Origin of the sequence: Chelatococcus asaccharovorans (assembly GCF_003201475.1) — a bacterium.
GTDB lineage: Bacteria > Pseudomonadota > Alphaproteobacteria > Rhizobiales > Beijerinckiaceae > Chelatococcus > Chelatococcus asaccharovorans.
On the sequence record NZ_QJJK01000021.1, the window covers coordinates 22872 to 35853 of the forward strand.

Annotated in this window: 16 protein-coding genes; 7 read left to right on the plus strand and 9 right to left on the minus strand. The window is 60.7% G+C overall.

Features of this window, described 5'->3' with window-relative positions:
- Positions 1-15: 15 nt before the first annotated feature.
- The 3 genes from C7450_RS31455 to C7450_RS31465 form a co-directional block, all read right to left on the minus strand.
- Positions 16-270, minus strand: a complete 255-nt coding sequence (locus C7450_RS31455) for a type II toxin-antitoxin system Phd/YefM family antitoxin (RefSeq protein ID WP_061027572.1) — start codon at positions 268-270, stop codon at positions 16-18.
- 191 nt (positions 271-461) lie between these two features.
- On the minus strand, positions 462-1721 hold the full coding sequence (locus tag C7450_RS31460; protein WP_068184819.1) for a type II toxin-antitoxin system HipA family toxin: 1260 nt from the start codon (positions 1719-1721) through the stop codon (positions 462-464).
- On the minus strand, positions 1718-1951 hold the full coding sequence (locus C7450_RS31465) for a helix-turn-helix domain-containing protein (RefSeq protein WP_068184816.1): 234 nt from the start codon (positions 1949-1951) through the stop codon (positions 1718-1720). Before C7450_RS31465 ends, C7450_RS31460 begins: the two co-directional genes overlap by 4 nt.
- 391 nt (positions 1952-2342) lie before the next feature.
- On the opposite strand from C7450_RS31465, the gene C7450_RS31470 reads away from it, so the two are divergent.
- Positions 2343-2657 (plus strand): transcriptional repressor TraM, encoded by a 315-nt coding sequence (locus C7450_RS31470; protein ID WP_245450283.1) that lies wholly within the window; start codon positions 2343-2345, stop codon positions 2655-2657.
- A 7-nt stretch (positions 2658-2664) separates the two neighbouring features.
- Here C7450_RS31470 and traR read toward each other — a convergent pair whose 3' ends face one another.
- On the minus strand, positions 2665-3492 hold the full coding sequence (traR, locus tag C7450_RS31475; protein ID WP_245450279.1) for an autoinducer-binding transcriptional regulator TraR: 828 nt from the start codon (positions 3490-3492) through the stop codon (positions 2665-2667).
- Between the two features lie 802 nt (positions 3493-4294).
- Here traR and C7450_RS31480 point away from each other — a divergent pair.
- The 5 genes from C7450_RS31480 to C7450_RS31495 all read left to right on the plus strand — a co-directional run bounded on the left by C7450_RS31480 (position 4295) and on the right by C7450_RS31495 (position 7373).
- On the plus strand, positions 4295-4762 hold the full coding sequence (locus tag C7450_RS31480) for a hypothetical protein (RefSeq protein ID WP_068184811.1): 468 nt from the start codon (positions 4295-4297) through the stop codon (positions 4760-4762).
- A gap of 14 nt (positions 4763-4776) precedes the next feature.
- Entirely contained in the window at positions 4777-4938 is a 162-nt protein-coding gene (locus tag C7450_RS34225; protein WP_170147544.1) for a hypothetical protein, read from the plus strand.
- A 194-nt stretch (positions 4939-5132) separates the two neighbouring features.
- Positions 5133-5678 (plus strand): riboflavin biosynthesis intermediates N-glycosidase, encoded by a 546-nt coding sequence (locus C7450_RS31485; protein ID WP_068184808.1) that lies wholly within the window; start codon positions 5133-5135, stop codon positions 5676-5678.
- Between the two features lie 210 nt (positions 5679-5888).
- The gene (locus C7450_RS31490) at positions 5889-6203 is read left to right on the plus strand and encodes a hypothetical protein (RefSeq protein WP_068184805.1); all 315 of its coding nucleotides are present in this window, start codon (positions 5889-5891) and stop codon (positions 6201-6203) included.
- 366 nt (positions 6204-6569) lie between these two features.
- Positions 6570-7373, plus strand: coding sequence for a hypothetical protein (locus C7450_RS31495; RefSeq protein WP_068184802.1), 804 nt, complete (start codon positions 6570-6572; stop codon positions 7371-7373).
- 16 nt (positions 7374-7389) lie between these two features.
- Here C7450_RS31495 and C7450_RS31500 read toward each other — a convergent pair whose 3' ends face one another.
- From C7450_RS31500 to C7450_RS31515, 4 genes are all read right to left on the minus strand, one after another.
- Complete coding sequence (locus tag C7450_RS31500; RefSeq protein ID WP_068184800.1) at positions 7390-8862, minus strand: ARPP-1 family domain-containing protein; 1473 nt, start codon at positions 8860-8862, stop codon at positions 7390-7392.
- Between the two features lie 170 nt (positions 8863-9032).
- Positions 9033-10361, minus strand: coding sequence for a radical SAM/SPASM domain-containing protein (locus C7450_RS31505; RefSeq protein WP_068184797.1), 1329 nt, complete (start codon positions 10359-10361; stop codon positions 9033-9035).
- A gap of 8 nt (positions 10362-10369) precedes the next feature.
- Positions 10370-10831, minus strand: a complete 462-nt coding sequence (locus C7450_RS31510; RefSeq protein WP_068184794.1) for a hypothetical protein — start codon at positions 10829-10831, stop codon at positions 10370-10372.
- 209 nt (positions 10832-11040) lie between these two features.
- On the minus strand, positions 11041-11508 hold the full coding sequence (locus tag C7450_RS31515; RefSeq protein ID WP_068184792.1) for an HAD family hydrolase: 468 nt from the start codon (positions 11506-11508) through the stop codon (positions 11041-11043).
- Between the two features lie 109 nt (positions 11509-11617).
- Between C7450_RS31515 and C7450_RS31520 the strand changes: the two genes are divergently transcribed.
- Complete coding sequence (locus C7450_RS31520; RefSeq protein ID WP_110378424.1) at positions 11618-12124, plus strand: DUF4189 domain-containing protein; 507 nt, start codon at positions 11618-11620, stop codon at positions 12122-12124.
- 51 nt (positions 12125-12175) lie between these two features.
- Here C7450_RS31520 and C7450_RS31525 read toward each other — a convergent pair whose 3' ends face one another.
- Positions 12176-12883 (minus strand): hypothetical protein, encoded by a 708-nt coding sequence (locus C7450_RS31525; protein WP_146227599.1) that lies wholly within the window; start codon positions 12881-12883, stop codon positions 12176-12178.
- Between the last annotated feature and the right edge of the window lie 99 nt (positions 12884-12982).

Consider the following 12982-nt stretch of genomic DNA (forward strand, 5'->3'; position numbering starts at 1 on the left):
TCGGTGTCGGGATACTCACCTGGGCTCGGAGCCATACTCGGCAGCTTCGATCGCAGCGAGCGTTTCATCGTCGAGTTCGCCGATCTTCAGGACCTCGCGTTCCCTTCGCTTGAGGCGCTCGAAATGCTCCAGCTCGGTCGCCGAGAGGTAGGCTCCAACAACGCGGCCATGGCTGGTTACGTTGATGATGCCGGTTTTGATCGCCTCGTCCTGATACTTTCCAAAATTCCGCGAGAAATCGCTGGCAGGGACGGCCCGAACATGCGGCATGAGCGTATCCTTTCAATTTCGCGCAATTTACGCAATTCACGTAAAATGTCAATGCGAGGCAATGCTTTTCTCTCGGTGAATGGGAGTGGTTGCCGAAGAGATTCCCCGGCTTCTGCAAACCTCGACTGTGCGGTACGATATCGAACCGCCGGGCATCGGCGGGATCGTGCGAGGAGACGATCCCAAGCAATTCATTCCTTTTCGACGATCCTGAGAAGATGAGTGGCGCGCGTCGCGATGACGTGGCGGACTGTTCCGAGAATTGCGTGATCGATGCCTTCGTCATTGATCTCGGCGAGCAACGCATCCGCCTCCTGTTCTATGCGCCCGGCCACATCGGCGAGATCACGGATCAGGAGCCGCTCGGCGCCGCGCGTCTCCGGGACGAGCGTCAGCCAATGCTGCAACTGGATCGTGTCGGGAACGGAGCGCCCGCCGATAGCCATTGCCAGCTTCCCGGCGAGCCTTGGATAGGCCGCCGTGCATACCACGTCGTAGAGCGGGGCGACATCCGGGACTCTCGTTCTGTAGAGCAGCGCGTAGTTCTTCGCATGGGCGTCCGCGTTGCCGACGAGATAATGAAAGACCAGCATGCGGATGAAACGCAGGCGGTCGGCGGCCGGGCGCGCGCAGGCCGCATCGATCAGCTCCAGCGAACGCTTCGCGCCAGGGCCGCCTTCGTCTTCGTATTTCAGCTCCGGGGGCACGCTCAGAGCCTGGCAGAAGTCCTCCTGATGCAGCCGTGCGACCATTCCGTCCTTTCCCTGGATGCGGTCGTAGCGCTCGACCAGCAGAAACGGAATGTCGTCGGCACGCCGCATCGCGGTCTTCGGGACCGGAATCCCCGTGCGCGCGGCGAGGCGCATGCAAAACAACTCATTCTCGACGACGCCGTTCAGCGACGGAATGACGGGCTTCAGGATGTGCGTCGTGGGCCGGCCGCCTTTCGCAAGTCCGATGGCCTCGCCTTCGACGACGACCGGGAGCTTGTCCTGCGCGCCAGCAAGCGACAGGCGCACGCCGTCCTCGCCCCCCAGAAGCGGCCGTTCGCGCAACTTGCCGAGAATCTCCCGCAATCGTCTATCATCGAGAATCTCGATGCCGTCATCGCCTGGAGGCGGTGGCATCTGGCCGGGAAGATAGAGCGACAGGGCGCCGGCGCACTCGCCGCCGATGATTTCGAGCAGACCGAATGTGTTGCCGGCGGAAACGCCAAGCGCGCTGGCGAGACGTTGACGCGCGCCCTCGTCCGGCAAGAGACCGGAAAAGAACGGTCGAACGACGCGATCGCCATATTGATCTTCCCGGGGCGGCATGGAGAAGGAGATCGCCTGTGGCTCCGGCCCTGCGAGATAGCCCGCGTCATAGGCGAAATCCAAGGCTCCGCTATCGTCCTGCTTCAGGGTTCCAGCTTTCGCGTCGCGGAAATAGACGTCGAGCAAACGGCTCATGAAGCCGCGTCCCCGCGCCGGCCGGCCGACAGGCTGAGGCCGAGGGCGGCCACGACCTGGAGGGCGCGGCCCATCTGACAGCTTTCCTTGCCGGCTTCGAGCTCACGCACGAACCGGACGCCGACGCCCGTGAGGCCGGCGAGTTGCTCCTGTGTCAGTCTTTGGGCTTTGCGTTCCTCTCGGATGATTGCCCCGAGGCTTTTACTGTCCTTGATTCCAGTCGCCTGCATGATCGTCCCTATCGGGATGATTATGGCACTCGCTCGCGGCCTGCGCAACGAAAAGAACTGATCGGGATGATTTGATCCGCATGAGCAAAAAGTGGCGAAATTCATCCCGATCGGGACGTTAGCTCTGGCGTTGAAGAGGCCGTGGCCTTATAAGCGAATCAAGACGGTACGCGCCGTCCCGGGGAGTAGAAACCCCTGTCTACCGGTTGGTGCCGGCCGCAACGGCACCACATCCTCTGACCATTTGGCCGGGGGCCTGTGACGTATGTCCAGGCGCCTCGGTGCTAAAGGTCATGGGGCCGTGTGGACACGGTTTTCTACCCCCCGGCTTGGGGTCACAGGATTCTGTCGGCGGGGGCGGACCGCGGACGCACGACGTAGATTTGAGATGATGATACATTCGGGGGACGATCAGGCAGAGCCGCAGGCGAAGATAGTACTGAGGCCCATCATAGGGCTGACCGGAGGGCTGCCGAAAAGCGCTCTGGAGCCAATCGTTATCGAGGCGATCCGAAAACATCGTTACCTCCGTGAGGTCGCCGAGATGCGACACGCGGAAGCCAGTCAACATCCCGCGCCGGAGGGCGCGCCCAACGCCGCCATGCTTGCCTATGTCAGGGCGATGATCGACGTGCACGCGCAGCAGACCGTGCTGTCGACGCTGCTCGATGTGCTCGGGCATGTGCCGGAGATGCCGGCCGACTGATCGCCGTTCAGATCAGGCCGAGCTTTGTCGCGAGCGCTGTGGCCTGCGCGAGGCTTACGGCATCGAGATTTTTACGGGCGTTGTTGAGGTGAAAGTTGACGGTCGCGAACGACATGTTCTCGATCGTCGCGATTGCCTTCATCGATTTTCCCTCCGCAGACCATTTGAGGCAGTTGGCTTGCCGGGGTGTCAGGCTGAGGCTCAACTGCGCCGTCGGCGTTGTGCTGTGTTGCTCGATCTTGGCGTGCAGGAAGGCGACGGCAGTGACAGCCGCGATTTGGTCAATGTCGTGTTCCAGCGTGAGCGTGGGCCTGCTCGATGCGAGCGTCAGCATCGACATATGCCGGCGGGCCGTGCGGACGGGGATGCTGATGCCCGAACGGATTCCGTGGTCGCCGGCTTCGGAATAGAAGCGGCGGATCTCTTTCGATTCCGAGCGCTGCCTGTGCTCTCCGCTCCAGACAAATGCACGCAACGTCGTCGCGGCAGTTCTCACGACCGGATCGATCGAGGTGTAGCGAGCCTCGAAATAGCGCCTTTGCCACTCCTTCGGATAGTTCGAGACAGCGTAGGTTCGGGACGGGTGAATATAGAGATAGGCGTAGTTGTCAAATCCAAGCTCTGCGGCGAAGTCGGGAAGCGCATCCTTGAGCATGTCTTCCGTGCGAGCAATTGAAGTGAGATCTGTCAGCCGCTGAAACCATGCCTTCAATGCTATTTCTCCAAGTTTCGACGCAAAACTGTTCATCAGGAGCCCCAGCCTGCGCTCACTCCTGGTATTGGTTGACAAGCGATTTCGGCTCGGGTGCCGGGTTATCCATGCCAGCGGTTCCATCGGTATGGCGCGGAGCCAAAGGCTGGTTTGTGCGCTGACGCGAGGGGTTCTGTGCGCAAGATGTTTGCGGCAAGCCGGCGTCGGTGCTCCTCCTCGATACATAGCTGACCATAGAGCGATCGAAACCCATGGTGCTTCGAGTGAGGCAATTCAGACCAATTATCATTCGGCTGGTGGAGGTCAATCAGCCGAAGGTCCGTGCGATAATGGTTTCGTCGAGACTTTTGTCGCGAGACCTACGGTCCCTTGTCGCCGTTGACTGGCTTGAGATACTCTTAGGAGGCGTATACGTGATCGCGGGCTATGGGTGTTGACTGCAGAGCATGACCAAAATGCCTGCATCATTGTGCAGCGCCTTTTCAAATTGCGGAAAGCAGGGATTTTTGGTCCTGGTTTCTGACGCGACACGGGCCTTTGCGCGAGATCGCGGCTTCCGACATGGTTTGCTTGCTGGACTCTGGCTTACGAATGTGAACCTGCGAATGCTGTCCACCTTGCAACGGCCACCGAGCGGGCCATTTGGGTCCTCGCGATAAGTGGTTGCACCATCCTGCTGAAACTGGGCGCCGACGGCATGGTCCGCCGCGCTCGGTTCAGCCGGGTGTGGCATTGCGCTATCAATTGTTTTGTTGACGTCAGTCCTGACGGCCGCCGATCAGGCTTTTACAAACAAAATCTTCGCCCCCGCAATCCGCGCTACCGCTCCCCTTGTCAAAGTCACCTTTCTTGCGGGCGCCCAAATTGCCAGTCTTTCTTTTTACACAAAATTCGTTAAAAGAGATTTCGCTGCTGGGGAGTTGCGATGGACGACGACATACCATCGGATCAAACGAAGCTCTATTTCGTACGCGTCAAAGGTGCCGGTGCGGCCGTTGGCCTGTTCTGGTCAGACTGGAATGGGCTGGACCTTTTGATCCCTCGGCATATCGACCCCGGTGTCTGCGAAGCTGCCGAGATATGGCCGCTGGCCGGCGTCGTCTTCCTGGAAGGGCCGGTTTTGCACCACGGCGTTGTTGCGAATGAGGGCCCACATCGGTGCATGTTGACAGGGGGCCTAGCCCAGACGCTCTTCGACGATGGTGGCGGTGAGTTTGCAACCCCTATCGAGTTTATGCCTCTTCATAATCCGCCCAACCTTCCGGCGTTGTTCTCCGTCATGACCAACGAGGAATTGCTTGTGCAATGGAATGAAGTTCTGAATCCGCTGGTTTTGACAGAGTCCGAAGCGGTGCTGAAACAGGAAATCCAGCGTCGGGGCCTGCCTATTTGATGGAGTGATACTGGATGAATACTGCACAAGAAACTCTTGGAGCTTTTTGCGGACTCGTCGTGACGCTCGCGGTGCTGGTCTGGTATTGGGGAACTCAGAGCCTGGTTGGCAATTCACGGGTGAGCGTTTCGCCTGATAAGATTTCCGCCCATTGCGACGAGGATCATAGCTTTTGAGACACCCGATCCTGACCAGAACTTCGAGCGGGCCTCTGTCCGCATACGGCTGAGCCATGGTACTTTATCTTTGCTGGGGCCGATCGCCGGCAATTAAAAGTGAGTTGCGGAGTACACGGGCGCCCGCCGGTTCACCTTGACCGTGCCGACCATGCGCGAACTGCGGGCTGCGATCCCCCGCGAGGAGGCAACCGATGAGAATTCAGGCGCCCTTTGTCCTGACCGTCCCGCGCATCATCCCGGCGGATGGCCGCATTCTCTATTTCGGGCGTGACCGCACGGCGTTTGGATTCCTCTCGCATTTCTTCCCGAGTCCAATCGATCTGGATGGCGAGACATGGCCGACGGTGGAGCATTTCTATCAGGCGCAGAAGTCGGACGATCCGGACTATCGGGACGCGATACGCGCCACCCTGAGCCCAGGCTTTGCGAAGCGTCTTGCCGCTCCGCCGACGGCGCCGCGCCGGATCTCCCAGAATTCCTGGTTCAAGCGCAACGGCCGCGAGCCGCGGTCGGATTGGCACGATGTGAAAGCCGATATCATGCGCCGGGCTGATCGCGCTAAATTCGAACAGAACGCCGATCTTGCCGCCATGCTGCTAGAAACTGGAAATGCTGAACTCATAGAGGATTCTCCAGGCGAACCGTTCTGGGGCGTGGGACCGGACGGGAATGGCGGCAACTGGGCCGGCCGAATTCTGATGGAGATCAGGCGGAGCATGGTAAGCGGCAGGGAGTGACCGATCCCATCGCACTGGTAGACCAATCCGGCACTGGCGAGGCCGCGCCCGGTCAAGATCACGCCGTAAGCTATGGCAGCCGCCTTGCTCAGGCCCCCGGCTGCATGGTAGAGTTTCGTCATTGACTGGGATTTTTGCATGACCTGACCTGCTGCTTCTTCAGCCGCCGCTTCGCCATCAGGGGCGAAGTGTGTCTGAAAGGAAGCAAGCATGTCCGATACCAAAGTCATCCTCAGCCCGGCGGTTCGCGCCAGTTTCGGCAATTCCGACAAGCCTGAGAAGAAGGCGGTGTTCAGAGCCGCGACCAGCAAACTTGAGAAGAAGGCGGCGGCCGTCGCCGAAACGATTACGGTGCCGGCCGGCATTGAGTTCGCCCGCTTCGAGCATGGCGGCCGGACCTATGCCTTGAGCGCCCGGATAATCGTCGAGGTTGAAGCGCTCGAAAATCGCGTGCCGAATATTGTGATCCGGAGCAGCCAATCGCCAGCGGGGCGCAAATCTTCTCCGCCCTCACGGCGGAGTTGACTTCGCGCGCCGGCAACCGGCGAGCAGCCATGGTACGGCCTCGCCGTTCTTCTCAGAGGCTGTTTGAAAAATCATGAGAGCCTATCTTGTCCCGGATCAGCAAAGCGACGCTACGCGCCGCATTGCATCCGGGACAAGGCCCATCAACCTGTTACGAACTCTTTTCAAACAGGCTCCAAGAACCTACGACTGGATGCACGCGTCCGCCACACGCCGAGTTTTCGGCGCTTTTGCACAAACTTAAGGAAGCAACGGTGGATTTGTGAACTATGGTTCCTTCAGCCGCGTGCGTTGGAACGGCGCCATGAGATCTGACGGCAACAGGGCTGTCGCGGGCGGAATCGAAAAGCGGGCCGGAGATGGGTGATGCGAGATGTGCATATCAAGCATTTCGATGAGAAATTTCAGTATCTTTTCAGCAATCATCCCTCCATCAAGAACTATGCGGGTCTGGCGAAGGCCTTGAGCGTCGCGCCGCCGCTCGTTTCGGGATGGAAGAACGGCACGCCGTACACGCATCCCTCGCATATTCCGATCCGCCATATCGGCAGCGTCTGTGACCATCTCTTCGTGTCTCAGGAAGTCCTCGAACTCGAGGATTTTCAGCAGTTCAAGACGCGGGCCGGCGAACGGCCGCATCCGAGCCTTTGGGACTCGCTCGTCCTTTCCGCGCCGTTCTCGCCCCGCCTGCAAATCATCGGCGAGGGCGGCAAGCGCGCCGATGGTCCGACACTGCGCCCTCTAACGCGGGGCATCTATGACCCCGATGATCTGGAGGTGGATGTCCCCATCTTCAGGAACGGCGAATCCGTCATCATCCGGCTCGATGCGGAACCCGATTGGCATGTCGCCCTGTTCTGCAAGGATCGCGTCGGCTGGCAGCGCCTGCACCCTACCTTGCGCAGGCGCGAAACCCGCACTGACGGCATCTTTTACTATCCGCTACAGAACGATCCAGTGCGCGCCCGCTATGCCCGGCTCGATGCCGTACCGGGAGCGCAGGTTCTGGTCGCCGTCATCACCGGCGATGCCCTGCCCGAGCCCATGCTGGAGGCGATTGCCGCAGCAACCGATCTCCCCTCCGCGCTCCAGCACCTCGCGCGGAGCCTCGGCGTGGCCGTGACATCGACCAGCGAAATGATCCAGTTGCGTTATCACGTCGAGCCTTAGTTCTCTAATTTTCAGCTCAATTGAAAAGCGCTTCGCGTCGACCAGCCAAAGGGAGGCGTCTCCCATCATCTGACCATTGCGCCGTGGTGGCTCCGTCCGCACGCCGAGCATCGGGGGCCGGCGCGGCGACGCTCCAGACGTCGTGGTTATGGCCGGTCATCGGGTCCAGAACGGTGCGTCTAGTGAGATAGGGTGTCTCTTGCAACGGTGGCAGCGCCCGGCCGTCGATCTGGCTGGCGGTGAGCATGGAGAGGATCAGTTCGGCAGGGTCCGCTGCTGCAATGGCGGGATCACGCTTCGGCAACAGGGTTGTCTGCACCACCTGTCCTCCCGCGATGATTCTGGTCATCATCGACGATCCTCTATCGAAGATCGTCATGCCGCCGGCTGCCTGGTCCTGCCGCGGCTCATAGGCGTTCAGGAATCCGGCAATTCTCCTTTCGGCAATATCGTCGCGGCCGAGCATCAGGAGTCTCCCATACCTGGGTCCTTCATATCTCTTTCTGTGAATGCCACTGACGGCCTGGCCCTGCGCTGGTTCAAAGGGCTGATCGATCGTGGCTGCGATCTCGCTCGCGGTGGGCACCGGCACCTGAACCTTGCCCTCCTCGACGAGGCTCTCGATGACGTGACCGCGCAGCAGCGACGGCCAGATCATCGCAAACAAGGCATGCGAACTGTTGATCTGCGTGCCGATCCAATGGCCGTTGATGACGAAGGCCGCGCCGACAATGTCGGGCGACGAATTGGCCAAGGGTGCAAGCGCGGCGGTGATCGGACGTTCCGCCCCGGCAAGGCTCGCGTCATCGAGGTCGAGGGCCAGACCGTTGACCCACGCGCCTGTACGGTCGCGGAGTTGGGTCGAAGGATTGGGACTATCCGTCAATGTCCAGCTTGCCGGTTTGGCCGGGGTCAAAGGATGACCGAACCGGCTTGATAGGCGGGCCTTGATGGCGTCAAGACTCCACCACACGCCCAACCAGCGCAGGTTCGGGCCGGTGTCCAGGGAGGCTGGACTGGTCAGCATGATCAGTTTGGCGGTGAGCGACGGCATGGTCGTGCCGATGCCGACGAGCAGCCCCTCGCTTTCGCCGGCACGCGGTTGCGCGCGAAACGGATCAACGCAGAAGGTTGGTAGATCGAGCGGTTCCGAATGCGGCGGCACGATCATATCTGCGCCCGCAACCTGATCCTGAACGCCGCCTTTGAGGACGGTTCCGAACGGCACGAAGACGGCGGTGTCGGAAAAATTCTGCACCCTGACGCCGGCTTCGCTAACAGTCACGCGCGCCTCGCCATTTTCGAGCGCGCGGTCCAGCGTATTCAGCCTGACCTTGTCGTTGCTTGAGCCATGGATCAGATAGACGGAAATATTTCCGTAGGTCGTCGGCGCCGAAACCGTATAGGCTGAGGCAGATGTCGCCGACAGCAGAATTGCAATCAGCGCCGAGCCAGCGGCCAGGCTGAAGATTCGCTTGGTATTGTGCATGACGCGACTTCCTTTGCAGATTCTCACTGTCTGGAAGAATAGGCTTCTGAAACGGCCGCTGGGGTGAATTCGGCTGAAGAATTCTGAATGGTTCACTCAAGCATATCGCCACCGCCTGCTTCGGTTGTGTCAGCGCTGCGCTGTGCGGCATATGATGTCTGGCGGCGGGCTTACGTCTTGTCTGATTGTCTGTATTCAAGTGTGTTGGACAACTCCTGCTTCGACCATAGACCTGCAGCGCCAGCGTTGAGACCGAAGACCTGACTGAGCTTGGTCATCCCGATGAGGGGATCAGATTCTATGTCCGGCCCAAACGGTGCCTCCACGATCCGGCAATGTCCGAAGTCGAACGGCTTGCCCGGCGCCACGGCGACCGGCTCGAGTCGCTCAACCAAGCCGGCCTCGGCCATGGTAAGCGCGCGGAAATGGCAGAATGGATTGTTGCCCGGCCGGCCGAACAGGACATGCGACGTCCAGGTACAGCCGCCCTTGCAGCGTGCGGCATATCGGCAGCTCTGGCAGAAACCCCACAATTGCGTGGGAGCTTCCGTTTTCTCCCGCTTGAGCTCTGCCGCGATCTCGCGCAGCGGGCGCTCGCGAATATTGCCGCGCACATAATCGGAGGTCGGCAGCGACGGACAGCCCTTGATCCGCCCGTCCGCTTCGATGCCGAGCGTCGAGTCGCCCGCTCCGCAGCCGCCCCACATGTGACCCAACTCGCTGCCGTAGCGGAGCGTTTCCGCCAATGGTCCGAAATAGCCGACGTTGTTGCCGGGAAAAAAGGCGATCCCGTTCGGATCGAGTTTCTCACGCTTGATGTCGGCCAGCAGGGGGAACAGATAGAGCAGATGGTAGGGTTGCAGCAGCAGCGACGGATGATCGGCGGCCCGGCCCATCGCCGCCGTTAGAATGACCATCCAGCTTCGCGCGCCGATGTCGACGAGCATGTCCGCCACCGCCGGAAGCTCCGGCATGGTGAGTCGGTTCATCTGTGTGTTCACCGAGAGATCGATGCCGCTGTCGCTGATCCGCCGCGCCGCGGCGGTCGCGGCCTTCCATGAGCCTTTGGAGCCGCGGATCGCGTCATGGGTCCGTTCCAGCCCGTCGATGGAAATCGAGATTTTCCCGACCCCTGCCGCGACGGCGCGACTGACCCGTTCGGCGGTCATTTGGCGCGCGCCCGTGACGATGCTGCACAACATGCCGCAACGGTTGATTTCGGCGGCGATCCGGTCCCAGTCGTCGCGCATGTAGAACTCGCCGCCGATCAGCGTGACCTCCTTGAGGCCTAGATCGGCGAACTGGCGCACGAGATCGAGAGCCTCAGTCGTGCTCAGTTCATCCGGCCGCGCGCGAGCGGCGCGCGAGCCGCAATGGCAGCAGCCCAGATCGCAACGAAGCGTGATCTCCCAGACCGCAATGCTCGGCGGGGCATCATGCTCCGGCCGCCAGCGGGCAAGCTGCTGCGGATTGCCGTCGTATGTCGGAGGGTGCGGCATGGCCGGCGCTACTTCCGCGGTCCGGGCGGAGGGCCGTAGATGATCGTGTGGATCCCGCGCAGCGGCTGTTTCTCTTGCGGCACCGGCGGCGCGGGCTCCTGCACGGGCGTCCGCGGGGGAGGACCGTAGACAGCGGCCGGCGCTGCCGGCCGCTGCGGTGCCGGGGGCGGCTCGTCATTCGGCGCAAGCGCAGGCGAATTCTGAGCAAGCAGACGGCCCATCTGCTCCGCGTTCATCGCATCGGGCAAATTGTAAGGCGAGGGATCGATCCCGTGTTCGGACAGGGTGCCGCGAGGATTCCCGGCAAACCGGGCGCGCAACGCTGCATCGCTCCGCAGCCGCCCGATGAGATTCGACAATGTCGTCACCTCATGCCGATCCCCCTCCGTAGCGGAGGCGCCCATTCCGCCGAGGCCGATGGCAAAAGCGCTCAAAATGAATTTGAGAAACGCGCGGACAGTCAGGGCCATATCGAACCTCTCAATCTGCTTGCGACGGGCCGCCCCGAAGCGGCAATCCAGATGTCATGATCCTGGATGATGTGCTGTCCGCACAACATTGTTAATGCACTATATTCCTACGGTCACTTGAGCATATTTGTGACCGAACCAACGCCGTCAAAGATTTTGGATGCTTCGCCCAGTTGCGCCGGGCATGCCGATCTGGATGTGCACCGCTGTCAATCTCCGAAGATTTTTGTCAGTTCCGCAATCGTATTCGTGGCGGAGGTGTGGGTGATCCAGGTGCCGCCCCGCTTCACCCAGAGATGACGGTACTTGTCCCAGTCATCAATCAGGATGTCGCCAGGTTCGGCATGCAGGGACTTGTCTCTCGACTTGCAGCATCGAACCTCGACGTGGTCCCCGAGGTGTTTCGCGATCCATCCCCGCTTATTGCTTTCGGCTTCCTCGACCGAATACGGGATGCCGGTGAGCACGATGCGGTAAGGATCATGTTTCGTGACGAAATTCCAAAGCTCCATCATGTCATCCATGGGCGGAATACCGGCATAGAAGCCTTTATGATCGCGGACCTGCTGCCAGTTCACATTGTCGACTTTCTTGTCCGGACGGATGCCAAAGACAGCTTCGTGGTGGGCGTCAAAGTTGGCGAGTACGCCATCCATATCAACAAAAATGCGCACCATGCCTCTCCCTTGTTCGCGGGCTCATCGCCTGTTGGTATAAGTGTATTTGACAGCGGAGCGCTCCAGAACGCAGATTTCCAAAAATATCCCCGAGCGCGAAGGGGCGATCATGCTTGATGAGTTTCCAAAGCAGGTTGGCGCCATGCTGGCGGCGGTTTTGACATTCGGCCCCGTGGAGGCGGTCGCCGATTCCTGCCACTCGAACTGCGACAGCCGCTACTATTTCTGCATGCAGGGATCTGGCGTCGACGAGCGTGGTTGCTCGACCCAGCAGACCATTTGCTACATGTCCTGTCGTTCCGAAGCCTATCAGGCCATCGCCTATTCGCCGCGGACGGATCATCATGGCTACGCCTATTCGAGGGCTTCGCGCGCCGAAGCGGAAGCGGCGGCCATGGATTATTGCCGCCGTGGGACTTCCGCGGACGGCAACGATTGCCGTGTTGTCATGTGGTCGCGCAATGCGTGCGCGGCTCTCGCCACCGCCACAGGCGGATTCTTCGGCGCGGCGTGGGGAGATCCCCGCGCCAATGCCGAGGCGCGCGCGCTCAAGCAATGCGGCGACGGCGGCGGGAAGGCGTGCGCGATAGCCCGCACCGTCTGCCCCGACAGGTGATCGCTGGTCCATCCGTGCTCCGGCCTTGCTGTCGCCGCAGGGCCGCTCCGTTCAGGATGCTGCGGCTGTGAGATTCCGGGAGCGAAACATCAAGCGAACCTTGGCGTCCTTATCCGGCGAACCGAAGCATTCGGCGAGCAGCGCGAATGGGTACTGCACGAGGCTGCCCGACGCGACCGCGGCGCGGCCGGTTCTGACCAGTTCCGCGTTCTCCTCCACCAGCCAAAACTCCCCTTTTGCGTGGTCCGGAAGGGGAGGAATGCTATGCGGCAGCAGATTGTTTGCGACCACGGTCCGCAACGAAGCATCAAAAGGATTGGAAGCACCAGAATCGGTCATATTCTGCTTGCTGACGATTTTCGCTCCGCTGGGCAACTCGGCTCCCTTGGCAACCCAATATAGCAAACCAATGGAAGCCCGCGATACGCGATGATTCTCAACTTTGCCGTCCGCGGTCCGTGTGAGCCTGTCCTCATCCGAAAGACTGATCCGGTCCCCGCAGGCCTTCTCGTTCCAGCTTTCGCCCACCGTCCATCGGCCCTCGACCGACCTTGCCTCCTCGCCGGGGGGCGTGCTGCGAGCCTTGAAATTTCCATCCCCGCCAAGGTTCAGCGAGATCGTTCCTCCGTTGTCCAGTTTGGGGTTGCCGGTCCAGGTCCATTCAGCAACAGGATTGGGTTTTTCGAGCTTGTCCGGCATGTCGCAGCCCGCGAGGGCCATGGCGGCGGTAACGAGCGTCAGTGCAACTATTTTTTTCATCGCATAGTCTCCCGTGGTTTGGTTGCCCATACCTAGCCACCGCGGATCCGCCGCCACCATTGGCAGGAGTTGCCGGGCATTGGCGAACCTTGCCCGGAG